The 24,135-nt window shown below is 74.2% G+C and carries 24 protein-coding genes; 11 read left to right on the top strand and 13 right to left on the bottom strand.

Annotated elements, in window-relative coordinates; all coding sequences use genetic code 11:
• Window positions 1-6: 6 nt before the first annotated feature.
• Both DT076_RS00615 and DT076_RS00610 read left to right on the top strand, forming a co-directional pair.
• Window positions 7-993 (top strand): amino acid ABC transporter permease, encoded by a 987-nt coding sequence (locus tag DT076_RS00615; RefSeq protein WP_114124725.1) that lies wholly within the window; start codon window positions 7-9, stop codon window positions 991-993.
• On the top strand, window positions 990-1,850 hold the full coding sequence (locus DT076_RS00610) for an amino acid ABC transporter ATP-binding protein (protein ID WP_407642693.1): 861 nt from the start codon (window positions 990-992) through the stop codon (window positions 1,848-1,850). The genes DT076_RS00615 and DT076_RS00610 overlap by 4 nt, the downstream gene beginning before the upstream one ends.
• A gap of 25 nt (window positions 1,851-1,875) precedes the next feature.
• Here the strand turns inward: DT076_RS00610 and DT076_RS00605 are convergent, their stop codons facing one another.
• Window positions 1,876-2,286, bottom strand: coding sequence for a hypothetical protein (locus tag DT076_RS00605; RefSeq protein WP_147264020.1), 411 nt, complete (start codon window positions 2,284-2,286; stop codon window positions 1,876-1,878).
• A gap of 202 nt (window positions 2,287-2,488) precedes the next feature.
• Here DT076_RS00605 and DT076_RS00600 point away from each other — a divergent pair, with 202 nt between their 5' ends.
• Window positions 2,489-2,740, top strand: a complete 252-nt coding sequence (locus DT076_RS00600; protein ID WP_114124722.1) for a WhiB family transcriptional regulator — start codon at window positions 2,489-2,491, stop codon at window positions 2,738-2,740.
• A gap of 85 nt (window positions 2,741-2,825) precedes the next feature.
• Here the strand turns inward: DT076_RS00600 and DT076_RS00595 are convergent, their stop codons facing one another.
• Window positions 2,826-4,310: a sensor histidine kinase gene (locus tag DT076_RS00595; RefSeq protein ID WP_114124721.1), complete on the bottom strand. Its 1,485-nt coding sequence runs from the start codon at window positions 4,308-4,310 to the stop codon at window positions 2,826-2,828.
• Window positions 4,311-4,478: 168 nt separating this feature from the next.
• Here DT076_RS00595 and DT076_RS20395 point away from each other — a divergent pair, with 168 nt between their 5' ends.
• Entirely contained in the window at window positions 4,479-4,553 is a 75-nt protein-coding gene (locus DT076_RS20395; protein ID WP_369797015.1) for a 50S ribosomal protein bL37, read from the top strand.
• A 154-nt stretch (window positions 4,554-4,707) separates the two neighbouring features.
• On the opposite strand, the gene rsrA is transcribed toward DT076_RS20395, so the two are convergent.
• Window positions 4,708-5,019: a mycothiol system anti-sigma-R factor gene (gene rsrA, locus DT076_RS00590; RefSeq protein WP_114124720.1), complete on the bottom strand. Its 312-nt coding sequence runs from the start codon at window positions 5,017-5,019 to the stop codon at window positions 4,708-4,710.
• On the bottom strand, window positions 5,016-5,687 hold the full coding sequence (locus DT076_RS00585; RefSeq protein ID WP_199538858.1) for a sigma-70 family RNA polymerase sigma factor: 672 nt from the start codon (window positions 5,685-5,687) through the stop codon (window positions 5,016-5,018). The genes rsrA and DT076_RS00585 overlap by 4 nt, the downstream gene beginning before the upstream one ends.
• Before the next feature lie 131 nt (window positions 5,688-5,818).
• On the opposite strand from DT076_RS00585, the gene aroQ reads away from it, so the two are divergent.
• Window positions 5,819-6,259, top strand: coding sequence for a type II 3-dehydroquinate dehydratase (aroQ, locus tag DT076_RS00580; protein WP_114124718.1), 441 nt, complete (start codon window positions 5,819-5,821; stop codon window positions 6,257-6,259).
• A 21-nt stretch (window positions 6,260-6,280) separates the two neighbouring features.
• Here the strand turns inward: aroQ and DT076_RS00575 are convergent, their stop codons facing one another.
• Window positions 6,281-6,943: an alpha/beta hydrolase family protein gene (locus tag DT076_RS00575; protein ID WP_114124717.1), complete on the bottom strand. Its 663-nt coding sequence runs from the start codon at window positions 6,941-6,943 to the stop codon at window positions 6,281-6,283.
• Window positions 6,940-7,764 carry an SOS response-associated peptidase gene (locus DT076_RS00570; protein WP_114124716.1) on the bottom strand — a complete coding sequence of 275 codons (825 nt, stop codon included), beginning with the start codon at window positions 7,762-7,764 and terminating at the stop codon, window positions 6,940-6,942. The genes DT076_RS00575 and DT076_RS00570 overlap by 4 nt, the downstream gene beginning before the upstream one ends.
• Before the next feature lie 76 nt (window positions 7,765-7,840).
• On the opposite strand from DT076_RS00570, the gene DT076_RS00565 reads away from it, so the two are divergent.
• The 3 genes from DT076_RS00565 (at window position 7,841) to rsgA (ending at window position 10,858) form a co-directional block, all read left to right on the top strand.
• A complete protein-coding gene (locus tag DT076_RS00565) occupies window positions 7,841-8,410 on the top strand; it encodes a DoxX family membrane protein (RefSeq protein WP_114124715.1) in 570 nt (189 codons plus the stop codon).
• A 73-nt stretch (window positions 8,411-8,483) separates the two neighbouring features.
• Window positions 8,484-9,827: a 3-phosphoshikimate 1-carboxyvinyltransferase gene (gene aroA / locus DT076_RS00560; RefSeq protein ID WP_114124714.1), complete on the top strand. Its 1,344-nt coding sequence runs from the start codon at window positions 8,484-8,486 to the stop codon at window positions 9,825-9,827.
• Window positions 9,824-10,858: a ribosome small subunit-dependent GTPase A gene (gene rsgA, locus DT076_RS00555; protein ID WP_114124713.1), complete on the top strand. Its 1,035-nt coding sequence runs from the start codon at window positions 9,824-9,826 to the stop codon at window positions 10,856-10,858. The genes aroA and rsgA overlap by 4 nt, the downstream gene beginning before the upstream one ends.
• 28 nt (window positions 10,859-10,886) lie before the next feature.
• On the opposite strand, the gene DT076_RS00550 is transcribed toward rsgA, so the two are convergent.
• On the bottom strand, window positions 10,887-11,810 hold the full coding sequence (locus DT076_RS00550; protein ID WP_233493546.1) for a class I SAM-dependent methyltransferase: 924 nt from the start codon (window positions 11,808-11,810) through the stop codon (window positions 10,887-10,889).
• A 114-nt stretch (window positions 11,811-11,924) separates the two neighbouring features.
• On the opposite strand from DT076_RS00550, the gene DT076_RS00545 reads away from it, so the two are divergent.
• Entirely contained in the window at window positions 11,925-12,788 is an 864-nt protein-coding gene (locus DT076_RS00545; RefSeq protein ID WP_114124712.1) for an inositol monophosphatase family protein, read from the top strand.
• 260 nt (window positions 12,789-13,048) lie between these two features.
• Here DT076_RS00545 and DT076_RS00540 read toward each other — a convergent pair whose 3' ends face one another.
• The 4 genes from DT076_RS00540 to DT076_RS20390 all read right to left on the bottom strand — a co-directional run bounded on the left by DT076_RS00540 (window position 13,049) and on the right by DT076_RS20390 (window position 17,578).
• Entirely contained in the window at window positions 13,049-14,701 is a 1,653-nt protein-coding gene (locus DT076_RS00540) for an HNH endonuclease signature motif containing protein (RefSeq protein ID WP_114124711.1), read from the bottom strand.
• Window positions 14,702-15,100: 399 nt separating this feature from the next.
• The gene (serA, locus tag DT076_RS00535; RefSeq protein WP_114124710.1) at window positions 15,101-16,297 is read right to left on the bottom strand and encodes a phosphoglycerate dehydrogenase; all 1,197 of its coding nucleotides are present in this window, start codon (window positions 16,295-16,297) and stop codon (window positions 15,101-15,103) included.
• A gap of 479 nt (window positions 16,298-16,776) precedes the next feature.
• Window positions 16,777-17,226: an FAD-dependent oxidoreductase gene (locus DT076_RS19525; RefSeq protein WP_325048340.1), complete on the bottom strand. Its 450-nt coding sequence runs from the start codon at window positions 17,224-17,226 to the stop codon at window positions 16,777-16,779.
• Between the two features lie 10 nt (window positions 17,227-17,236).
• Window positions 17,237-17,578, bottom strand: coding sequence for an FAD-dependent oxidoreductase (locus tag DT076_RS20390; protein ID WP_407642692.1), 342 nt, complete (start codon window positions 17,576-17,578; stop codon window positions 17,237-17,239).
• Between DT076_RS20390 and DT076_RS00525 the strand changes: the two genes are divergently transcribed.
• Complete coding sequence (locus tag DT076_RS00525; protein WP_114124709.1) at window positions 17,577-18,707, top strand: FUSC family protein; 1,131 nt, start codon at window positions 17,577-17,579, stop codon at window positions 18,705-18,707. The genes DT076_RS20390 and DT076_RS00525 overlap by 2 nt on opposite strands.
• 3 nt (window positions 18,708-18,710) lie before the next feature.
• On the opposite strand, the gene DT076_RS00520 is transcribed toward DT076_RS00525, so the two are convergent.
• The gene (locus DT076_RS00520) at window positions 18,711-20,741 is read right to left on the bottom strand and encodes a SpoIID/LytB domain-containing protein (RefSeq protein ID WP_114124708.1); all 2,031 of its coding nucleotides are present in this window, start codon (window positions 20,739-20,741) and stop codon (window positions 18,711-18,713) included.
• Between the two features lie 190 nt (window positions 20,742-20,931).
• On the opposite strand from DT076_RS00520, the gene DT076_RS00515 reads away from it, so the two are divergent.
• Window positions 20,932-21,339, top strand: coding sequence for a VOC family protein (locus tag DT076_RS00515; RefSeq protein ID WP_199538856.1), 408 nt, complete (start codon window positions 20,932-20,934; stop codon window positions 21,337-21,339).
• Window positions 21,340-21,373: 34 nt separating this feature from the next.
• On the opposite strand, the gene DT076_RS00510 is transcribed toward DT076_RS00515, so the two are convergent.
• Window positions 21,374-24,130: a DEAD/DEAH box helicase family protein gene (locus DT076_RS00510; protein ID WP_114124707.1), complete on the bottom strand. Its 2,757-nt coding sequence runs from the start codon at window positions 24,128-24,130 to the stop codon at window positions 21,374-21,376.
• Window positions 24,131-24,135 lie beyond the last annotated feature (5 nt).

Genomic DNA, 24,135 nt, shown 5'->3' with positions numbered 1-24,135 from the left:
GCTGGGATGAGTGAGCCGGACCGGGCGCGCCCGCCGGCCGGGGACGCCGAGGAGCGTCCCGGTCTGATCGAGGCCGTCCCGGTGCGCCATCCCTGGCGCTGGGTGGCGGTCGCGGTGATCGCGGTGCTGACCGCGATGCTGCTCAACCTGCTGCTGACCAACCCCATCTACAACTGGCCCTTCGTCTTCGAGGCGATGATCCAGGAGCCGGTGATCCGGGGGCTGCTCATCGGCACCCTCGGCGCCACCGTGCTCGGCATGGTCTTCGGCGTGCTGGGCGGGGTGCTGCTCGCGGTGATGCGGCTCTCGGAGAACCCGGTGCTGCGCGGCGTCTCCTGGGTCTACACCTGGTTCTTCCGGGCGATCCCCCGCTACGTGCTCATCGTCACCATGGGCGTGCTGGGCGCGTTGTTCCCCGAGGGGATCTCCCTCGGCGTCCCCTTCGACTGGCTGATCATCGACGCGCTCGGGCTCAGCGGCGACTGGCGCTTCGTCACCCTGGACGCCTACGCCGTCTTCGGCGGCTACTTCGGCGCGGTGCTGGCCCTGGCCTCCTCCGAGGCGGCCTACATGGCCGAGATCGCCCGCTCGGGCATCCTCAGCGTGGACCGGGGCCAGGTGGAGGCCGCGCAGGCCCTCGGCATGTCCCCCGGGCTGGCGATGCGGCGGATCATCCTGCCGCAGGCGATGCGGGTCATCATCCCGCCGACGGGCAACGAGCTGATCTCGATGCTCAAGGACACCTCGCTGCTGACCGGGCTGCCGCTGACCACCGAGCTGTTCTTCCAGATGCAGTCGATCGGCTCGCGGACCTTCCAGACCTTCCCGGTGCTGGTCGGGGCGACCCTGTACTACCTGGCCCTGAGCAGCGTGCTGATGGTCGGCCAGGCCTGGGTGGAGCGGCGGTTCGGGCGCGGGGTCAGCCCCAGCGCAACCCCGCGGCAGCGGACGGTCGTCGCGCCGGCGGCCGGGGACGGATCGGGGGCGCAGTGACGTCGCAGAGCACGCCGGCCGGACCTCCGCTGGTCCGGGCGGTCAACGCGATCAAGGAGTTCGGCAGCACCCGGGTGCTGGACGGCATCGACCTCGAGGTGCACCGCGGTGAGGTGGTCTGCCTGCTCGGGCCGTCCGGTTCGGGCAAGACCACCTTCCTGCGCCTCATCAACCAGATGGAGCGGCTCACCGGTGGGCGGATCTGGGTGGACGGCGAGCTCCTCGGCGTCGAGGAGCGCGGCGGGCGGCTGCACGTGCGCAAGGACCGCGACATCGCCCGCCAGCGGGCCCGGATCGGGATGGTGTTCCAGCGGTTCAACCTGTTCCCGCACATGACGGCGCTGGAGAACGTGGTCGAGGCCCCGGTGCACGTCAAGAGGATGAATCCGGCCGAGGCGCGACGCCAGGGCCTGCGGCTGCTCGAGCTGGTGGGGCTGGCCGAACGCGCCGACTACTACCCCAGCCAGCTCTCCGGCGGCCAGCAGCAGCGGGTGGCGATCGCCCGGGCGCTGGCGATGGAGCCGGAGCTGATGCTCTTCGACGAGCCCACCTCCGCCCTCGACCCCGAGCTGGTGGGTGAGGTGCTGACGGTGATGCGCGACCTGGCCGACAGCGGGATGACGATGATCGTGGTGACCCACGAGATGTCCTTCGCCCGCGAGGTCGCCGACCGGGTGGTGTTCATGGACGCCGGCGTGGTGGTCGAGGAGGGCGACCCGGAGCAGGTGCTGCGCTCCCCCCGTGAGCCGCGCACCAGGGCCTTCCTGGACCGGGTCCGCCGCGAGGAGCAGGTGCTGGAGCAGCGAGCGGCCCGCGAGCTGGAGGACCTCGGACCGGAGCCCTCCGACCCGTCCTGAGCCGTCGGCCCGGGGCGTCCGGTGACTAGTGCTGGCCCTCGGGGCCGTTGAGGCCTCCGCCGGCTCCGAGCGCCACGGTGCTGGTGGGCAGCAGCAGGCAGACCAGCGCCAGCAGCGACAGCCCACCCAGGACGACCGTCACCCAGGTGGTGGGCCCGCCCAGGAAGCCCCACGCCACCGGCACCTGGATCAGCTGGGTCGCGACCGCCGGCCCGCGCGACCAGCGCGCGGCGCGGCGCAGCCCGTTGGCGACGGCCAGCAGGAAGACGCCGTAGCCGGCCATCAGCACGGTGGTGCCGACCGCCACCACCCAGCGGTTCGCCCGCAGGTGCACCAGCTCGACCACGGCGAAACCGAGGGCACCCACCCCGACCACCACCAGCACCGCGGCGGCGAGGAACAACGGCAGCGGCGGACGCGTTGTGGCAGTGCTCACCGGGCTGATCCTAGTGCGCTCGGCGGATCCGCCGGGTGGTCTGCAGGACACCTGAGTGTGACCCAGCCGACGTGGGTATGCCCTTGTGCAGCACCACTTCAATTGTCACAGTTGTCACGCGAACCAGTTACACGTCTGACACATCGGCGTGCCGCCCGCGTGAACACACCAGTTCGTGAACCGTTGAGATGAAGGAGTTCGCATGGATTGGCGCCACAAGGCGGCCTGTCTGGACGAGGACCCGGAGCTGTTCTTCCCGATCGGGAACACCGGCCCCGCCCTGCTGCAGATCGAGGAGGCCAAGCAGGTCTGCCGTCGCTGCGACGTCCGCGAGGAGTGCCTGCAGTGGGCGATCGAGGCCGGTCAGGACCACGGGGTCTGGGGTGGCATGAGCGAGGACGAGCGCCGCGCCCTCAAGCGACGCGCCGCCCGGTCGAGGCTGCGCACCGCCTGAGCCCGACCCGCGTCCAAGGCGCCGGTACCCGTAGGGGTCCGGCGCTTTTCGCGTCCTCCGGGCCGCGCCGCCGGGCGGCTGCGGGTCAGGACAGCGAGCTGTGGTCGGGCACCTCGTCCATCGGCAGCCAGACCCGCGCCGTCGACCCACGACCGGCCGGGTTGGGCCCGAGGGTGAACTCCCCGCCGAGGTCGGCGACCAGGGTGGAGACGATGCTCAGCCCGAGGCTCTTGCTCTGCGCCAGCGAGAACCCTTCGGGCAGTCCCTTCCCCTCGTCGCTCACCAGCAGCTCCAGCGCGTGGTCGACCCGGCGCGGTTCCACCAGCACCTGCCCGGATGCGCTCTCCAGCCCGTGCTCGACGGCGTTCTGGCACAGCTCGGTCATCACCAGCGAGAGCCCGGTGGCCATCGCCGCCGGGATCAGCCCGAACGAGCCCCGGCGGGTCGCCTGGACCTGGCCGTGCGCGGCCGAGACGTCGCCGACGATGCGCAGCACCCGGTCGGCGACGTCGTCGAAGGCCACCTCCTCGTCGTAGCTCTGGCTCAGCGTCTCGTGCACCGAGGCGATCGCCGCCACCCGTGACATCGCCTCGTTCAGGGCGTCGCGTCCCTCGGTGGACTGGATGCGGCGGGCCTGCATCCGCAGCAGCGCGGCCACCGTCTGCAGGTTGTTCTTCACCCGGTGGTGGATCTCGCGGATGGTGGCGTCCTTGCCGATCAGCCGGCGCTCCCGCTCCCGCAGCTCGGTGACGTCGCGGCAGAGCACCAGCAGCCCGTCGGGCTCCCCGTCGGCCACCAGCGGCAGGATCCGCGCGCGCAGGTCGGAGTCGCCGGTGTGCAGGTCGAACTCGGCCACCTCGGTTCCGTACAGCGCCTCGCCCACCGACGGGTTGGCCCGCGAGTCGCGGCGGGCCAGCTCATCGGTCAGCTCGAAGAAGTCCTCGTCGACCAGGTCGCCGTCGAAGCCCATCCGGCGGTACACGCTCACCGCATTCGGGCTGGCGTAGGTGATGTCGCCCTCGGCGTTGACCCGGATCAGCCCGTCACCCACCCGCGGGCTGCTGCTGGGGTCGGCAGGGTGCCCCGGCAGCGGGAACAGCCCGTGCTCGACCATCTGGCACAGCACGTCGGCGATCTCGAGGTAGGCGTCCTCCAGCGTGCTGGTGGCCCGCAGCCCGAGCCGGTTGGTCGAGCGCTCCAGCACCGCCACGGTCCGCCCGTCGACGGTGACCGGGACGGCGGTGACGTCGACCGGGACGCCGGCCTGCAGCTTGTTCTCACTCGTCCGGGTGGTGGTGCCGGAGAGGTAGGCCTCGCTGACGAGGTTCTCCGGCTGGTAGGCGATGAGGTCGCCCACCATGTCGTCGAACAGCGCGGTGGGCCCGGTGACCGGACGCACCTGGGCCGCGGCCCACAGCATGTTGGGGTCGCGGTCGGGCACCCACAGCACGAGGTCGGAGAAGGCCAGGTCGGCGATCAGGTGCCACTCCTGGGTCAACCGGCGCAGCGCCTCGGCCTCCTCCGGGGTGAGCGCGGTGTGCTCGGCGAGGATCTCCGCCATCATCGGCATGGCGCCACCCTAGTGAGCCCGCGGGCCCGCACCGCGGTGGTGTGCGCCGTTTCACAGAGCCGCGGGCCTCTGGCAGAATGACTCCTCGTGCCCCGACACCCCGGTGTCGGCGCGCGTTCGACGTCCGGTTCCCCGCAGGGGCCGGCAGCACGTACCGAGGAGGCTCAGATGGGCAAGACAGGCCGCAAGCGCCGCGCCCGCAGGAAGAAGGGCGCGAACCACGGCAAGCGCCCCAATGCTTGACGTCATGCGCAGCACGAACGCTTGACGTCATGCGCAGCACGAACGCTTGACGTCATGCGCAGCACGAACGCCTGAGGTCGGCCAGACGACGCACGAGGGCGGCTCCCCGGTCGGGGAGCCGCCCTCGTCGTGTCTCCGGGACGTCGTCGCGCGCTCAGCGGCGCAGCGGGTCCTCGCCGGTCTCGGCGACCACCTGGAGCACCCGCAGCCGCAGGGTGTCCGGCGCCTGCTCGCCGACGCAGCAGCGCCGCACCAGCCGCTTGACCGCCTCGGCGACGTCGAACTGGTCCAGGCAGGGCTCGCAGGCGGCCAGGTGCTCGCGGATCGTGTCGCTGTCGGCGTCGGCCAGCTCGTGGTCGATGAAGACGTTGACCCGCTCCAGCACCTCCGCGCAGTGCACCTCGCCGTCCTCGCCCACCAGGGCGTGGAAGTGCTGCTCGTGCTCGACGTGCTCCTCCGCACTCATCGGTGCTCACCTCCCGGCGTGCCGGTCGCGCTCATCCCCAGCTCGCGGGCGTGCTCGGCCAGCAGCCCGCGCAGCTGCTTGCGGGCCCGGTTCAGCCGGCTCATCACCGTCCCGATCGGCGTCTGCATGATCTCGGCGATCTCCTTGTAGGCGAAGCCCTCGACGTCAGCCAGGTAGACCGCCATCCGGAAGTCCGGCGAGAGCTGCTGCAGGGCGTCCTTGACCACCGAGTCCGGCAGCCGGTCCATCGCCTCGGCCTCCGCCGAGCGCAGCCCGCTGGAGGTGTGCTCGGCGGCGCGGGCCAGCTGCCAGTCCGCCACCTCCCCGCTGTCGGAGGTCTGCGGCTGGCGCTGCCGCTTGCGGTAGCTGTTGATGTAGGTGTTGGTGAGGATGCGGTACAGCCAGGCCTTGAGGTTCGTGCCCGGGGTGTACTGGTGGAAGGAGGCCCACGCCTTGGCGTAGGTCTCCTGCACCACGTCCTCGGCGTCGGCGGCGTTGCGGGCCATCCGCAGGGCCGCCCCGTACAGCTGGTCCAGGTAGGGCAGCGCGTCGGCCTCGAACCGGGCGCGACGGTCGGTCTCGGTCTCGGTGGCGAGATCGACCTCGGCGCCGGCCCGCTCCGGCCCCTGCTCGTCCGGCGTCCCCGCCGGTGTCTGTGGGAGTGTCATCACGTACGACAGTACTGGGCTCGGCGCACTCCGCTGCGAGCCCTCGGTCGCTGTCATCACCATCACGTCGGGCAGAACGCCGTCCCGGCGCGGGGGTATTCCCCGCCGGTCGCGGCTGACACACTGACCCCGTGCGTCCGACCGTCACCGTGCTCAACGGCCCCAACCTCAACCTGCTGGGCACCCGGGAGCCCGAGATCTACGGCACCGACACCCTCGAGGACGTGCGGCGGCTGTGCGTCTCGACCAGCGATGGGCTGGGCCTGGACTGCGACTTCCACCAGTCCAACGCCGAGGGGGAGCTGGTCGACCTCGTGCAGGCCGCCCGCGGACGCTCGATCGGGCTGGTGCTCAACGCCGCCGGCTACACCCACACCTCGGTGGCGCTACGGGACGCGGTGGTGGCGAGCGAGGTGCCGATGGTGGAGGTGCACCTGTCGAACGTGCACGCCCGCGAGGACTTCCGGCACCGCTCCTACCTGTCCGACGTGGCGAGCGGGGTGATCGTCGGCTGCGGGCTGCTGGGCTACCAGTTCGCCATCCAGCGGCTGGCCGCCCTCCACCGGTCCTGAGCGCACCGCGCCTGAGCCGGTTCAGCCGGCCGCGGCCGCCAGCGCCCGGCGGGCCGCGCCCAGCAGCAGCTCTCGCCAGTCGTCCGGGCTGATCCCGGCCCGCTGCGCCGGACGCAGGTCGTGCCCGGCGTCGGGCACGTCGAGCACGGTGACGTCGGCGTCGGGCCCGGCTCCGGCGAGGGCCGTCCGCAGCTCGTCGGTGCCGCCGAAGGGGTCGCGGGCGCCCTGGAGCACCACCCGGGGCACGGCCGGGGCGAGCAGCTCCTCCAGCCGGGAGGTCGTGCGTCCGGGCAGGTGCAGCGGGAAGGCCAGGCAGAGCACCGCCCCGGCCCCCACCTCGGTGGCGGTGCGGCAGGCCACCCGGGCACCGGCGCTGCGGCCGCCGGTGACCAGCGGTGCCTCCGGCCAGCGTCGGCGCAACGCCGGCACCGCCGCCAGCCACGCCTCGTCCAGCTGCGGGGGCCGGACCGCGACCTTGCGTCCGGCGACCAGCCAGGGCTGGGCGAACCGGGCCACCGCCACCCCCTCGGCCGGCAGCCGCCGGGCCAGGGTGGTGAGGTCGCGCGACTCCAGCCCGCCACCGGCCCCGTGACCCAGCACCAGCACCGCGTCCGGACGCTCCGGCGCGTCGACCAGCCACCGGCCGGGGCCCTGCGGGGTGTCGACCGGGACGTCCTCGCTCACAGCAGCCGGTCCTGCCCCGCCCCGGTGCCGTCCGAGCCGGTGCCGTCCTCGCCGGTGCCGTCAGCTGCGTCGTCGGCCGGGGCGGGCGGCTCCTCCCCCAGCGGCGTCAGCAGCTCGGGCCCGTCGTTGCGCACGTTGCTGACCAGGCCGACCACGGCGTAGGCCTCGAGCTGGGCCGCCTCGGTCACCTCGAGCAGCTCCAGCGCCCGCTGCGGGTCGGTGCTGGACGGGTCGAGCCAGGCGTCGCGGGCGGCGGCCGGCACCACCATCGGCATCCGGTCGTGGATGTGGCCGACCGCGTCGGTCGCGGTGGTCGTGATCACCGAGCAGGAGACCACCCAGGCGTCGGGTGAGTCCGGGTCGGCGGCCGGGTCCTTCCAGAACTCGTAGATCCCGGCCATCGCCAGCCGGCCGCCGTCGGCGCGGTGGATGAAGAACGGCTGCTTGCGCGGACGTCCACCACGGCCGGGCTGCGCGGTGTCGTACCACTCGTAGTAGCCGTCGGCGGGCAGCAGGCAGCGCCGGGCGGCGAAGGCGCGGCGGAAGGCCGGCTTCTCGGCCACCGTCTCGACCCGGGCGTTGATCATCCGCGCCCCACCCCTGACGTCCTTGCTCCAGCTCGGCACCAGCCCCCAGCGCAGCGGGGTGAGCCGCCGCCGGACCTCGCCGGTCTCCTTGTCGGCCCGCTCCAGCACAGCCGGGACGGCGTCGGTCGGGGCGACGTTCCAGCTCGGTCCGCCCCACTCGCCGACCACGTCGTCCACCTCGAACTCGCGGCTCAGGTCGTCCGAGCTCGCGGTGCTCGCGTATCGCCCACACATGCCCGACACGCTAGTCCCCGCCACCGACGGTGAGCCCGGTGTGGGCCGCGTCGGAGGAAGCCGGTAGAAAGGACCCATGAGCCTGCCTCGATTCGCCGCCCGCGCCATGCTGGCCAGCCTCTTCGTGTCCCGTGGTCTCAAGGCCGCGCGCCAGCCCGACGAGCTCGTGCCGGTCGTCGAGCCCCTGACCGACCGCCTGGTCCCGCTCGTGCAGAAGAACGCGCCCAGCGGCGTCGGCTCCTACATCCCCTCCGACACCGCCACCCTGGTGCGGATCGGCGGGGTGGCCCAGGTGCTCGCCGCGCTCGCGCTGGCCACCGGTCGGGCCCGTCGCCCCGGGGCGGTGCTGCTGAGCATCTCGATGGTGCCCCAGCTGCTGGCCTCCGCCCCCTTCGGCGGCAACAAGGCCGACGACGACGGCGAGCAGAAGCGCAGCTTCCTCACCAACCTGGCCGTGCTCGGCGGGGTGCTGCTGGCCTCCCTCGACACCGAGGGCAAGCCCAGCCTCGCCTGGCGGGCCCAGGCCGGCGGCGACAAGGTCGCGGCCAAGACCCGCAAGGCGCGCAACCGGCTGGCCAAGGAGGCCAAGCAGGCCCGCAAGGACGCGCGGCGGGCCGTGAAGAAGGTCGAGAAGAAGTTCGACTGAGGACCAGCACGACGTGACGGCAGAACCCCCAGCAACGAACACCCCCGCCGGCCCGGCGCGACCCCGGCGAGCCGTGGCCGGAGGTGAGTGGTTCGCCCCCCGCGCCGAGGAACGCGTGCACGCCCGCGTCCGCGTCCCCGGGTCGAAGTCGGAGACGAACCGGGCGCTGGTGCTGGCCGCCATCGCCGACGGGCCGTCCACCATCACCGGCGGCCTGGACGCCCGCGACACCCAGCTGATGCGCGACGCGCTGCGGGCGCTGGGCACGACGATCGACGACGGCACCGACGTGTGGCGGGTCACCCCGGCGGCGGACGACCACCGGATGGGCGGCACCATCGACTGCGGTCTGGCGGGCACCGTGATGCGGTTCGTGCCGCCGCTGGCCGCCACCGTGCCCGGCACCGTGACCTTCGACGGCGACGAGGCGGCCCGCAGCCGTCCGATGCTGCCGCTGCTGGACGCGCTGACCGACATCGGCGCCGACCTCGACGACTCCGATGCGCTGCCGTTCACCCTCACCGGGCGTCCCGACCTGCCGGGCGGACCGGTCAACATCGACGCCTCCACATCCAGCCAGTACGTGTCCGCGCTGCTGCTGGCGGCCCCGCGGTTCGCGCGCGGGATCGACCTGCGTCACGTCGGCCCGACGCTGCCCTCCCTCCCCCACATCGCGATGACGGTGGCGATGCTGCGCGAGCGCGGCGTCGATGTGGACCAGCCCGAGGAGCACCGCTGGGTGGTCGCTCCCGGGCCGGTGCAGGCACGCGACGTCACCATCGAGCCCGACCTCAGCAACGCCGCCCCCTTCCTCGCGGCCGCCCTGGTCACCGAGGGTCGGGTGACCGTCCACGACTGGCCGGCCGAGACCGACCAGCCCGGGGCGATGCTGGTCGACCTGTTCAGCGCGATGGGTGCCCGCGTGGAGCTGACCGAGGACGGGCTCACGCTGACCGGGACCGGGCACGTGCGGGCGCTGGAGGCCGACCTGTCCGCCGCCAGCGAGCTCACGCCGGTGCTCGCGGCGGTCTGCGCGCTGGCTCACGGCACCAGCCACCTGACCGGGATCGGTCACATCCGTGGCCACGAGACCGACCGGCTCGCCGCGCTCGAGGCCGAGCTGCACGGGCTGGGGGCGGCGGTCAGCCAGCACGAGGACGGGCTCACCATCCACCCCCGGCTGCTGCACGGCGGGACGTGGCGCACCTACGCCGACCACCGGATGGCGCAGGCGGGGGCCGTGCTCGGGCTGGTGGTCGACGACATCACCCTGGACGACATCGGCTGCACCAGCAAGACGATGCCGCAGTTCCCCGAGCTGTGGGACGACATGCTCGCCCAGAGCGACCGGTGGCTGGCCCGCGACGTCGCCGAGCACCCCGAGGACGGCGACGAGGCAGCGCAGGACGCCCCTTGAGCCGACGGGGAGGCATCCACAGCGACGAGCACGCGGGCTTCGACCGTCCCGGCCGCCGCTCCCGTCCCCGCACCAAGGACCGGCCCGACTTCTCCGACGCCGCCCTGGCGACGGTGATCACCGTGGACCGCGGCCGCTACCGGCTGCGGCTGGACGGGGCGTCCGACGAGCCTGGCCGGGGGCTGGTCTCGGCGACGAAGGCCCGCTCGCTGAGCCGGTCCCGGGTGGTCGTCGGTGACCGGGTGCGGGTGGTGGGCGACCTCAGCGGCGAGGAGGGCACGCTGGCCCGGCTGGTGGAGGTCGAGGAGCGGCGGACGGTGCTGCGCCGGACCGCCGACGACGACGACCCCTACGAGCGTCCGGTGGTGGCCAACGCCGACCAGCTGGCCATCGTCACCGCGCTCGCCGACCCGCCTCCGCGGCCGGGGATGATCGACCGGATCCTGGTGGCCGGGTTCGACGCCGGCCTGGACGCGCTCCTGGTGCTGACCAAGGCCGACCTGGCGTCGCCGGACGAGATCGTCGCCGCCTACCGCCCGCTGGACGTCCCCGTGCTGACGACCCAGCCCGGTGCCGACCTCAGCGACCTGCGGGAGCGGCTGGCCGGGCGGACGACGGTGTTCGTCGGGCACTCCGGGGTGGGCAAGTCGACGCTGGTCAACGCGCTGATCCCGGGGCTGGACCGGGCGGTGGGGGCGGTGAACGCGACGACCGGCCGGGGCCGGCACACGTCGACGTCGGCGATCGCGCTGCAGCTGCCGGCGCTGCCCGACGGTCGCGACGGCGGCTGGGTGATCGACACCCCGGGCGTGCGCTCCTTCGGGCTCAGCCACGTCACCCCGGACGGGATCGTGTCGGCCTTCGGCGACCTGGCCGCCGAGACCGGCAGCTGCCCGCGCGGGTGCCGCCACGACAGCACGGCCGTCGACTGCGGGCTGGACCAGGCGGTGGCCGAGGGCCGGCTCTCCCCGGAGCGGCTGCAGTCCTTCCGCCGCATCCTCGACGCCCGGCTGAGCGCCGAGACGTACTGAGCCCCGGTCGATCGCGCGGCTGGGTCGGTCAGCTGGCCGACGGTGCGACGTCCGGGCGCTGGAAGTGCCAGAGGATCGTGGACGGGGTCGTCCAGGCCGCAGCGCTCGCCTCCGGGGCCAGGTCGAGCAGCGACCACGGCCACAGCGACCACGGTCCGAGGTCGTCGGCGTCGGCCGCCCGGCGGGCGGGCCGCTCGGACGCGGCACCGTCGTCGACCGCCCCGACCTCCTCGCAGCGGCGGACCTGCAGCCCGGCCGCCAGCGCCGCCCGCAGGTAGGCGCCGACCGGGTGGCGGTAGGTGGGCACCAGCCCCGGTCCGCCGTCGGCGCCGAGGGAGGTCACCACCGAGCCGCGCAGCACCAGCTCGGCGTGGACGTCGGAGATCACCAGGTGGCCGCCCGGCCGGAGCACCCGGGCGAGCTCGGAGAGCGGCCCCTCGAGCCCGGGCAGGTGGGACAGCGCGAGCGCGCACACCGCGACGTCGACCGAGGCGTCGGGCAGCGGGAGTCGCTCCAGGTGGCCCTGCACGAACCGGGCGGACGGCACGCGGGTGCGGGCGCGGGCCAGCATCTCGGGTGAGGCGTCGACGCCGACCACCCGGTGCCCGGCGGCGTCCAGGCGCTCGGTCAGCCGACCGGTGCCGCTGGCCGCGTCCAACGCGGTGCCGGCGGGCAGGCTCTGCAGCACCTCGTCGACGAAGGGCTCGTCGAGGTCGAACAGGCCGTTGGGCTCGTCGTAGCTCGGGGCCCACTGCCGGTACCCGTCGGCGGCGCTGCCCCGGGCGACCCGCACCCCGGGGTGCCCGGCGAGCACCGGGTCGTCGAGCAGCCGGCGCACCTCGGCGAGCCGCTCGCGGGTGAAGCCCTCGTCGAGGTCACCCGCCCATCCGCGCAGCAGCGCGAGCCCCTCCATCCCGAGCAGGTAGGCCAACGGGTGCTGGTAGATGGTCACGCCCGTCGAGCGTAGGCACGGATCGACCGGGCGGCCACCGGATTGCCCCGGCGGGCCGGAGCGGGATGCCGTGCGGTGACGCCCGTGCCCGTGGGACCCCGATAGCCTCTCCCCATGGCCCCGTCCCCTGCGCAGAACCTCACCGACGACCTGCGGCTCGCGCACCTGATGGCCGACAACGCCGACTCCATCACCACCAGCCGGTTCCGGGCCCGCGACCTCACCGTCAGCAGCAAGCCCGACATGACCGAGGTGACCGACGCCGACCTCGCCGTCGAGGAGGCCGTCCGGCGCACCCTGTCCAAGGCACGACCGCGGGACGCGGTGCACGGCGAGGAGGGTGAGGACACCGGGTGGGGCCCGCGCCGGTGGGTGGTCGACCCCATCGACGGCACCCGCAACTTCGTCCGCGGGGTGCCGGTCTGGGCCACCCTGATCGCGCTGATGATCGACGACGAGGTGGTGGCGGGCGTGGTCAGCGCCCCGATGCTCAACCGGCGCTGGTGGGCCCACCGTGGCGGCGGCGCGTTCGCCGGGAAGTCGCTGATGTCGGCCAGCCCGATCCGGGTCTCCCAGGTGGCGACGGTGGCGGATGCTTCGCTGTCGTACAGCTCGATCGGCGGCTGGGTGACCTCGGGCCACGGCCAGCCCTTCGTCGACCTGATGCGCGACTGCTGGCGGACCCGGGCCTACGGCGACTTCTGGAGCTACATGCTGCTCGCCGAGGGTGCGGTCGACATCGCCTGCGAGCCCGAGCTGGCCCTGCACGACATGGCCGCGCTGGCGGTGGTCGTCGAGGAGGCCGGGGGCCGGTTCGGCAACGTGGCCGGTGAGCGCGGGCCGGTGGGTCCGGGCGCGCTGGCGACCAACGGCGTCCTGCACGACGAGGTGGTGCGCCGGCTCAACACCCCGGTGGAAGCCGGCGACGACGACCTGGAGCCGTCGGTGGAGATCCCGCGGGTGACCCCGGAGGTCTGAGTTCGCTGACGGAGGCGTCACGCCCGGCCTGTTCGCGCCATCGCACGGGCGGGCTGAGGATGACGTCGTGCCCGCGCTGCTCGGGTTCGACAGCACCGAGCTGGCTTCCGCGGCGTCCTGGGAACGCGGCTGGGTGCACGCCTGTCGGCCGCTGATGCCGCCGGGGCTCGACGCCCCGGGCGCGGGCATGCCGCAGTCCCTCGCTGACCGGGTCAGCCGCGGGTGCGGCAGGGCGAGGCTGGGCTCCGACCGGGCGCAGGTCAGAACGGTGGCGGGTCGTGCTCCCCGGAGGCGCGCTCCCCTGGCGCCGTAGCAACGGCCCCTCGGAGCGGGGGTGCACCGCTCCTGCCGTTCGGCGTCGGCGCCGCGGGAGGCGGGGCGCCTCCGCGGGGTCGTGCGGTCTGGCCGGTCGCCGTCCGCGGTGACGGCTCAGCGGACGGCGGTGGTGACTGCTCGGAGCGTCTGGTGCCGTCGCGCCGGCCCGTCGGTGGGCCGGTGAGCGCGGTGGTGCCGTCGCGGTCACGGAGGAAGCGGTGGCCGTGGGGGCTCGTCCACAGGTGGACGCCGGGCGCGAGCCGCCGGTAGCGCCAGCGGTGGTGGGTCTTGTCGTTGTGGTGGCGCGGGCACAGCGGCACGAGGTTGTCCGCGGAGGTGGGGCCACCCTGCTCGTAGGGGATCTGGTGGTCGAGCTGCACCGTGGGCTTGCGCGGCACCTCGTCGGCCGGCGTGGCCAGGGCACGCCCGCGCCTGCCGGCACGGAGCGTGCGCGGGTGTGCGGGTCGGTGGCAGAAGGGGAACAGGCAGGTGCGGTCGCGCAGCGTGACCCGCTCGCGGAGCCAGTCGGGGATCGCGTAGCCCTCGACCGAGGGGTTCTCGTTCAGGTCGATGACCGGCTTCACCTCGACCTGGGCGTCGGGCCGACCGCACCAGTCGCGGATCTGGCCGGCGGTGACCGGGGTGCGGGTGTTGCCCACCCACCCGACCTGCGCCCGGTCCGGCGCACCGGTGGGCGTCCGGCCGAGCGCATCGGCAGACAGGTGCAGGTACAGCAGCACCCGAGACCGCCCTGCCGCCGGCGACCCGCCGGGCCCGCGCTGGTCGGCCGTCGTGGAACCAACGGCCGGGCCGGTCGTGGCGTCGTCCTCGGCAGTCGGACCGAGGTCGAGGGCGGGCTGGCGCCGGGCGAGCTCGCCGACGGCCATCGAACGGCGGACGTCCAGCGGCTGCTCGCACCCGGCCTGCGCCAGGGCGACGGCACCGTCGCTGATCGCGGCGTCGAGGTCGAGCGCGTCCACCAGGTCGAGGGTGCCTTCGACGTAGGACAGGCCGCCGCCGTCGCCGTCGTCGGGGTGGCGCACGGTGAAGTGGCGGCGGTCGGCGGCCTCGAGACGGCGTCGCTCGGCCTCCTCCGGCATGAACTCCAGCACCGCCGCGTCGACCAGCCGGTCGAGCTGACGCGGCCCGACCCGTCCGGCGACGGCCGCGACCTGACGGTCGACGAAGGCGACCGCCTCGAGCGTGAGGGTGCTGGTGGACTGGGCGATCCCGCGTGCCCGCCAGGCCGGCACGCGCCCAGCCTGCACGAGCGCCCACACCGCGGGCAGGCGGTGGCGCAGCTCCAGGGCGTCGCCGATCAGCCGCTGACCGGACTCGGACGGCAGCCCGACCGCGGCGGCGAACTCCGAGATGCAGGCGCGGTCCACCTGCGGGGTGCCCTCCCCCGCCAGCGGGACACCGCACTCGCGGCCCTGCCAGGTGGAGACGGCCGCCTCGTCGGCGTCCACCGCCGGGTGCAGGTCGGCCCACGAGGCGGCGTGCCGGAGCAGCCCGGCGCTCGCGCTCAGCTCCTGCTCGTGCAGCTCGCGCGCGCCGGCGAGCACCGTCGTCGCGTCGATCCCCCGTGCTGCTTCCATGACCCCGACGCTACGGAAGACCTCTGACAGTTTCGAACGCGTGATCGATCTGGGATCCGTCGTCGCGGGAACGGCTCGGGCCGTGTGACGTCGACCCGTCGCGCTGCAACGGGCTCAGGGGTCGGGGCCGTTCGAGCCTCGCTCCCGCTCACTTCCGGGTGGCGGCCGGGGTCCGCGCGCATCGGCTCGTGGCGCGGCAGCCGCGCCCCGGAGATGAGGGGCTCGGTCACGCCGCGGGGACCACCTCAGGACGGCGGCAGTCGGTTGCTCGCCCTTCGACAGGCTCAGAGCGCTTGAAGCCGGGTGCGGCGCAACCGCTCAGCTCGGCCGGCGGGAATGAGCCGGCCGGCGTCCGCGCTCGCCCTTCGACGAGTTCGGAGCGTGGGGCGGCGGCGCGGGTCAGCAGCCGATGGTGGTGAGGCGGACCGTCTCGGGAAGGGCGAGGAGCTCCTCGATCATCGGGGCCGGCAGGGGGCTGGCGACGTCGGTGACGACGTAGCCGAGCTCACCGCGGGTGGAGAGCACCTGGCGGTCGATGTTGACCTGGTGGCTGCCGAGGACGGTGTTGAGCCGGGCCAGCACGCCGGGGACGTTGCGGTGCAGGTGCAGGATCCGCGCGTGCGGCACCTGGTCGTCGATCTGCACCGAGGGCAGGTTGACGCTCATCACGGTGGCGCCGGTGGCGGCGTAGTCGCGCAGCTTGCCGGCGACGAACCGGCCGATGTCGATCTGCGCCTCCTCGGTCGAGCCACCCACGTGCGGGGTGAGGATGACGTTGGGGATCCCCTGGAGGCTGGAGACGAAGGGGTCGCCGGCCGACTTCGGCTCCTCGGGGAAGACGTCCACGGCGGCACCGGCGAGGTGCCCGCTGAGCAGCCGCTCCCGCAGCGCCTCGTGGTCGACGACGATCCCCCGGCACAGGTTGAGGAACAGGCTGCGCGGACGCATCTGGTCGAACTGCTCCGCGCCGAACAGCCCCGCGTTGCCGGGACGCCCGTCCACGTGCAGCGAGACCGTCTCCACCTTGGACAGCAGCTCCTCGAGGCTGTCGCAGCGCCGGGCGTTGCCCAGCGCGAGCTTGTCGACGACGTCGTAGAAGTACACCTGCATGCCCAGCGCCTCGGCCACCACCGACAGCTGGCTGCCGATGTTGCCGTAGCCGACGATGCCCAGCGTGCGGCCCCGCACCTCGTGCGAGCCCTTCGCCGACTTGTCCCACACGCCGGCGTGCAGCGAGGCGTTCTTGTCGGTGAGGTGGCGGGCCATCGCGATGATCTCGGCGATCGCCAGCTCGACCACGCTGCGGGTGTTGGAGAACGGCGCGTTGAACACCGGGGTGCCGGCGCGGCTGGCGGCGTCGAGGTCGATCTGGTTGGTGCCGATGCAGAACGCGCCGACGGCGGTCAGCCGTGTCTCGGCGAACACCCGCGCGGTCAGCTGGGTCTTGGACCGGATGCCCAGCAGGTCGACGCCCTGCAGCGCCTCGATCAGCTCGTCCTCGTCCATCGCCCCGGAGGCGGTGCTCACCTTGATGGAGCGTTCCTCCAGCAACCGGGTCGCCTCGGGGTGGATGTTCTCCAGGAGCAGCGCGCGCACGGCCGCCAGTCTAGGAAGCACCCCGCACACCTGCGGTCGCCGTCCAGCGACTGGCCGTCGGAGCCGGGTCAGCTCAGCGGGTCCAGCGTCCGACGGGCCAGCCCGAACGACAGCGTCATCCCGATCCCGGAGGTCGCCGACCACCCGGACGCCCGGCGCGGTCTCGCGGTCCAGCAGCGGCTCCACCGGTGAGTAGGCGTAGACCCCCTGCCACCGCTCGATGACGTCGAACCGCGTTCCCAGCAGCCGGCCGGCCGCCCCCACCAGCAGCACCGAGGTCGCCTCGGACAGGAAGGGCCGCACCGTCGGGGCGTAGGCGTGGGAGTCGCCGAGCACGAAGCTGCCGTCGGCGAGCTGGGTGGTCAGGACGTTCGCCCCGACCGCGAGCAGCTCCGGTGTCGCCGCCTCCACCTCTGCGCGCAGCGCCGCGCTGGAGGGCTGGGCGGTGAAGGCGTCGTAGCGCAGCATCGAGGTGGCGCTCAGCACCGCCGGGCCGATGGTGGGCTGCCCGCCCGACCAGAGCCCGCGGGCCATCTCGAGGCTGCACCGGGTGATCTGGTGCTCCTCGGCCAGCGTCGGCAGCAGCTGGTCGACGTCGTGGCCCACGCAGACCAGGACCTGCCGCTCGCCCGCACCGGCCGGCGGGTGGTCTGCACCACCCCGGGCTCCACCGCGGTCACCGCGGTCCGCCAGCGCACCTCACCGCCCGGCTGGTCCTGCACCCAGGACGCTAGCGCGGCGACCGTGACCCGGGGGTCCACCCGCAGGTCGGCGGCGAGGAAGGCCCCACCGACCAGGTCGTCTGCGCCGCAGCCGTCCAGCCGGCGGCGGGTCTCGGTCGCCGACAGCACGGTCACCGAGCCGTCGTCGCGGGAGGCCGCCAGCTCCTCGAGCACGGCGAGCTCGGCCGGCGTGCGGGCCACCGCCACCGCCCCCACCTCACCGGCCCAGAACCCGGCCGCCGCGGCCGCCTCCAGCCAGCCCCCGCGGGAGCGCAGCCCCAGCTCGCGCAGCTCGCCGCTCTGGGCGGTGAGGCAGATGTGGCCGAAGTTCCGAGGCCCCGACGGCCTCGGCGTCCCGGTCGAGCACCGTCACCGACATCCCCCGCCGCAGGGCTGTCATCGCGTGCGCCATCCCGACCACGCCGGCGCCCACCACCACCAGGTCGCGCAGCTCCTCCGTCACGCACGCATCCTGGCGGCGACCTCCGCGGGGCGGCAAGCCCGACTCCCGTGCGCCGCGGCCGCCGACTCCGACCGGGCGGCGGCACAATGACGCCATGAGCCGTCACCCCGCCCTCCGGGTCGTCCTGCGGGCCTACGACGCGAGCGAGCGCACCGCCCGGCGCGGCACCGCCAACCTCGCCCGGCGGGCCCGGCGGCTGCGTTACCGCTCGTTCCTCATCGGCCAGTGTGCTATTACCGCGGGGCTGGCCTACCTGGTCGCGAACCGGCTGCTCGGCCACCCGCTGCCGATCTTCGCCCCGGTGGCGGCGATCGTCTGCCTCGGGTTCTCCTTCGGCCAGCGGTTCAGCCGGGCCATCGAGATGGCGGTCGGGGTGGCGCTGGGGGTGGCGGTCGGCGACCTGTTCGTCATCGTCTTCGGCACCGGACCGCTGCAGATCACCGTGGTGGCGGCGCTGGCGATGGCGGTGGCCACCCTGGTGGGCGCCCGCAACCTGATGATCACCCAGGCCGGTGTGCAGTCCTCCATCGTCGTGGTGCTGGCGGCCGGCACCGGGCCCAGCGTGGACCGCTGGCTGGACGCCGTGGTCGGCTGCGCGCTCGCCCTGGTCGTCACCACGGTGGCGCCGTCGGCCCCGCTCATCCGGCCGCGGCTGCTGGTGGCCGAGGCCCTGCAGGAGGTGGCCGGGACGCTGACCGCGGCGCGGACGGCGCTGACCAGCACCGACCTGCAGCTGGCCGAGGAGGTGCTCGACCGGGCCCGGCGCAGCGAGCAGCGGTTGTCGGCGATCGAGGAGGCCAACCGGGAGGGGATGGCGGTGGTCCGCTACTCCCCCTTCTTCGGCCGGCGTCGCAACGAGGTGCAGAACATCGCCGCGCTCTACCAGCCGCTGGACCGGCTGATGCGCAACCTGCGGGTGCTCACCCGGCGCACCGCGGTCGCGGTCTTCCACGGCCAGCGACCGCCCGAGGCCTACCTCCAGCTGCTCGACGAGCTGGTCGAGGTGGTGGAGTGGATGGCCGGTGAGCTGTACGAGCGCCGGCTGCCGACCGCCGCCCAGAAGCGGCTCGTCCGCCTCGGCCAGCACACCGGCGACGCCGGGCTGAACACCAGCCTGTCCAACATCGTCGTGCTGGCCCAGATCCGCTCGATGACGGTCGACCTGCTGGAGCTGACCGGGCTGTCCTACGCCGACGCCCGCGACCTCATCCCCGAACCGGCGTGAGACTCAGCGGTAGCGCACCGTCGCCTTGCCCGACTTCCAGGTGATGGTGCCACCCTCGAACCGGCTCACCCGCGAACCGCCGGGTCCGGCCTCCTCGGTGCCCAGCGGTAGCCCCAGCCGCGACTTCTCCGCGCCGAGCTGGCGGTAGCGCTCGTCGATCTTGCCGTAGGTCTCGCGCACCCGGTGGTCGACCCAGAACCAGGTGCCGGTGGTGAAGCGCTGCACCGGGACGCCCTTGGCGGCGCTGCGGGTCTCCGGGCCGGTGGGCACCCCGCGGTGACGCTGCTCGGAGTCCGACAGCCGGTTCCAGTGCCCGCCGAAGCCGCCGATCAGCGGCACCGCCCGGCCGCCCTGCCAGAACGCCCAGCCCTTGCTGAACCGCTGCACCGGCGTCCGCAGCGTCGTGTGGGCGACCTCCTCCCCGGCCGGGACGCCGAGGGCGTCGCGCAGCCGGGCGTCGTCGCGGTAGGAACGCCAGAACCCGTCGCGCACGACCCGGGCGCCGGTCGGGCCCGTGAAGATGATGGCGCCGTTCTCGAACCGGCTGATCCGCGAGCCGTGCGGGCCGGCCTCCTCGTCGCTGATCGGGAACCGCAGCCGTGACCCAGCCGTGCCGAGGGCCCGGTAGCGGTCGCGGATCCGGCCCACGGTCCAGTAGGCGTCGGTGCGCGGGGAGGAGAACAGGGTGTGGCGGGAGAACTCGCGCATCCGGCCGTCGGCGACGTCGCGCTCGGGCCCGGTGGGGCGTCCGAGCGGACCGTCCGCGCCGCCGGTCTGCTGCCAGCGCCGGTCGATCGCGGTGGCGGTCGGCACGACCCGCAGCAGGTCCGAGCGCAGGCCGAACCGGCCGCGGAAGGTGGCGCCGGAGACGGTGACGCTGCTCTTGCTGCCGACCACCTTGATGGTGCGGACCCGGCCGCCCCAGCTGCCGGCGCCGTCGCGGGCGGTGACCTGCAGCTCGCGCACCGTGCCGACCTGCGGCCAGGCGGCGGCGAGCTGGCGGGCGGTCAGCGTGACCTTCCAGGCCTGGGACTGCACCACACCGTCGTAGGGGTCCTTGCGGGCCGTGAGGTAGGGGTGGTCGCCGCGGGCGGTGTGCCCGCCGTTGGAGGCCGAGAACTGGGTCAGTGCCACCTCGCCGCGGTAGCTGACGACGTAGCGGGCGGTGCCCTGGACGGCCGCGGTGCCGCCGCTGGTCTCGTGGCTGGTCCGCCGGCCCGAGACGGTGGTGGCGACGCCCTTGTACACCTGGCAGGCGGTGGTGTCGCAGACGTCGTAGCCGCTGGTGCTGCTGTGCTCGCGCAGCCGGACCGCATAGCTCCGGGCGGCGACGGCCTGCGCCCGGACGGCCTCGCCGTGCCAGGAGGTCGGCATCTCCGCCGGGACGACGCCGCGCAGGTACAGCTCGAGGTCGACGGTGTTGACGGTGCGGGCGCCGCTGCCGGCGGCGATCAGGCCGACCCGGCCGCGGTACTCGGTGGTGCGTCCGCCGGGCAGCACCACCGAGACCACGTCGTCGGAGGTGTCGAACTGCCAGGGCCGGGACGCCGACAGCCCCGGGTCGTGCTTCTTCCAGGCACCGCCCTTCGCCCGCCGCTCCAGCACGAACGACGACCCGCTGCGCCGCACCCGCCACTCGGCGTAGGACGATCCGGTGGGCAGCGTGGCGTACTTCCTCGCCTTCGGCTCGTAGAGCCGAATCCCCTTCTCGGCCAGCACCTGCAGGCTCGCGTCGGTGTCGGCGGTCAGCCAGACCCGGATGCTGGAGGCGTCCAGCCGGGTGATCGTGGTGCCCGGGTAGTAGAAGCCGAGGATGTCCCGCCAGTGCAGACCCTGGCGGGCCGCGCCGTAGGCGCCCCACTGCGACATGCCCCAGCCGTGGCCGTAGCCGCTGCCCTCGATCTGGAAGCTGCCGTCGTGGACGGCGACGGCGTCGTCGGCGCGGGCGGGTGACCACCCGGTCAGCAGCAGCGCGAGGCCGACGGCGGTGGTGGTCAGGGCGCGTACCCACGCGGCCGGACGTCTGGCGGTCATCGTCTTCTCCCGGGCTCGTCCCCCGAACCGGGAGAAGCGTCCACCGGCCCGGTCGTCGGCGCAAGAGCCGGCGACGAACCCTCAGGGACAGGTCGAGACCAGCCTCCGCCAGCCCCGCTCGCGAGCCGACCGGGACGCCAGCGAGGATGGGAGGTCCACGGCCCTGACGGATCCGTCCCGAGGAGGAACGATGCCCCCATCCGGTGAGGTCGGCGACCTGCACGTCGCCACCGTCGTCATCAACGTCTCCGACATGGCCCGGGCCCTCGCCTTCTGGCGTGCGGCGCTGGGCTACGTCCCGCGCGAATCCGAGCTCGACCCCGAGTTCATGATGCTGGTCGACCCGGACTCGCGCCGGATCCCGGTGTCGCTGCAGCGCACCGACGACCGACCCACCCAGCCGGTACGGGTGCACATCGACCTCTACACGTCGGAGCAGCAGCGCCACGTGGAGCGGCTGCTGGCCCTGGGCGCGACCCGGGTGGAGGACTGGCCCTACCCGCCGGAGGCCGACTTCGTCGTCCTGCGCGACCCCGACGGGAACGAGTTCTGCCTGATCGACCAGCCCGAGCTCAGCGTGGTCACCCCGCACGAGTGACGTCGGGAGGTCGCCCGCGCGAACGGCTCGACCGTCACTCCCAGCCCACCCGGACCAGCGAGGTGACGTCGAAGGGGTCGCTGCCGTGCTGGGCGGCCAGCACCCCCGCACCCTCCGGCGAGCCGGTCCACAACGTCCGGCCCGGGCCGACCCAGCGGTCCCAGGCCCGGGCGTAGCCCTCGACCAGCGTGGCGTTGCGCCCGAGCGCCGTCGGCACCGCGTGCCAGGCCTCCGCGGTCGGCACCGTGCCACCGGCTCCGACCCGCAGCAACGCCCGCCGGCCGCTGACGGCGGCGGGCACGCGGCGGCTGATCAGATAGCGCGGGTCCAGCACCGGACCCAGCGCCTCCTCCAGCGCGGCGGCGAACTGCGCGGAGACCGCCACCTCGACGCCGGTGAGCCGGCAGCGGTACTCCCCCGCCGAGTCGACCTCCACCACGACCGCGTCGGCGCCTCGGGGGCTCAGCCCGCCGGCGTGCAGACCGTCGGCGACCGCGGCCGCCACCTGGTGCACCGTGGTCGGCTGGCGCGCCGCCTCCAGGGCCAGCCGGCCCCGTCGGAGCAGCCGGGCCGCCTGAACCCCACCGGCCAGGGCCAGCGCCAGCGGGACGAGCAGCGCCAGCGGACCGGGGTCGAGCAGCGTCAGCACCAACCCGGCGGCCGCCGCCAGCACGCCGACCACGGCCGCCGGGTGCACCGGCCCGGGCACCGCCAGCGCCCGGGCCCGCAGCCGTCCGGCCCCGTCGGGGACCACCGCGACCGCCGCCGTGCCGGTGCCCAGCGGCCGCCGGCCCGGCACCAGCCGCAGGGTGTGGGCGAGCTCGTCGCGGTAGGGCTCCCCCACCCGCCACTGCTCGGTCAGCCGGTGGCGCTGCTCGGCGCGCCGCAGCATCCGGGCGTTGACCGCCTCGATCTCGGCGACGTCGGGCGGGTGGTAGGGCGAGAACGCCGGGTCGACGTGGCCGACGCCGTCGACCACCTCGCCGTCGGCGTCCACACCCCAGAAGCCGGTGTGCTTGCGGACGAGGCGCTGCCAGTCGTTGGCGCCGCGCGGGTGCTCCGGGGCCAGGGCCACCACCGACCAGGTGACGGCCGTCTTGTCCGGCCAGTCGGGGTCGGTGCGCAGCGCCCGCCCGCGGGTCTGCACCACCGCGGTCGTGGTGGTGGCCGCGGTGAGGTCGACCAGGCCGCTCACCCGGCGGGCGTCCCAGCCCTCGCCGAGCAGACCGCGGGTGCCGACCAGCACCTGGCTGTGGCCGTCCTCGAAGAAGTCGGTGACGGAGGCCACCCAGCGTCGGCTGTCCCACCCGCCGGTGAGCACCGGCAGTCCCTCGTCCTCACCCACTCCGAGGCCCAGGCCCGGTTCACGCCGCTCGACGTACGCGGCGAGCTGCCGCAGGGTCTCCTCGGCGCCGGCGACGGTCCGGCCGGTGACCAGCAGCGGGCCGAGCGACGCGGTGCCCGGGTCGTCGAGCAGCGTGCGCAGCACCGCCCGGGCGGAACCGGCCTCGGGGGCGAGGACGTCGTCGAGGACGCCGGGCAGGGTGGCGCTGGCGCTCTCGTGGTCGCAGAGCACCAGCGCCCGCAGCCGCGACCCGAGCTGGGCGGCCTCGGCGGTGAGCAGCTGCACGGCCGCCGCGGCCTTGGCCTCGGTCCGCGCCAGCACCCGGTCGACCGGGGAACGTCCGGGCACGATCCGGTTGCGGGTCCAGCGGTAGCCGATCGAGGGCAGCACCGTCCGCACCCGCTCGAGCACGGCCCGGTCGGCGGGGTCGTCGGCGTCCAGCCCGCGACGCAGCCAGTCGTCGGCGAGCAGCATCCAGTCGTCGGCGTCGGGCGGGCGGCGGTGGGTCTCGTGGAGCCGGGCGCCGGTGGGCAGGGCCAGCAGCCCGGCGGTGTGCATCCGCAGCGCGGCGTCGCACAGCTCCGGCTCGGCGGAGGCCAGCGCGGCCCACGTCGTGGTGGTGCCGACCGGCGCGCAGAACCGGCGGTCGAGCCACTGCAGGAAACCGGTGCTGCCGTGAGCGGGATCGGTGAGGTAGCTGCACAGCTCGGCGAACCGCACCCCGCCGTCGGCCAGCCAGTCCAGCTCGGTCGGGGTGGGCCGGACCAGCCAGGCCAGCTCGGCGAACGGGGCCAGGTCGCCCTCGCGGACCAGCGCCGGGATCGAGGCCTGGTAGACGACGTCGCCGAACAGGTCGTCGACCAGCTCGGCCTCGGCGGCGGTGAGCGCTCCCGGCGGGGTGGCGGTCAGCCCGAGCACCCGGACCTGCGGGAGCAGCTCCAGCAGCTCGGCCAGCAACCGCCCCCAGACCTCCAGCAGGTGGTGGCACTCGTCGAGCACCAGCAGCAGCGGCCCGGCCGACCGCAGCCGCTCGACCAGGGCCTGCCCGTTCGGGTGCAACCGGGCCAGCAGCGGCTGCTCCACTCCGTCCTCGTCGACCTCGGCGTCGGGGTCGAAGACCGCCAGCGACTGGTAGGTCAGCGCGGTGAGCCCGGCCTGCAGCGAGCGGTCGTCGCCGACGGTGGCCGGCAGCACCCCCTCAGCCGCCAGCGTGGCGGCCTCCTCCAGCCACTGGCCCTGGATGGCGGTGTTGGGCCCGAGCACGACCACCCGGGCCACCCGGTCGTCGGTGAGCAGCTCGGCGGCCGACCACAACCCGACCAGCGTCTTGCCCGCCCCCGGGGGCAGCACCACCCAGGCGCGGGTGCCGCCGCGGCGCCAGAGGTCGCCGAGCGCGGTCAGCGCCTCGCGCTGGTGGCGGCGCGGGACGCGCGGACGGGCTGGCACGGGGT

Source organism: Desertihabitans brevis (assembly GCF_003327535.1).
GTDB classification, from domain to species: domain Bacteria; phylum Actinomycetota; class Actinomycetes; order Propionibacteriales; family Propionibacteriaceae; genus Desertihabitans; species Desertihabitans brevis.
The sequence above is the reverse complement of the archived record's forward strand: the minus strand, read 5'-3'. Positions and strand labels throughout refer to the sequence as shown.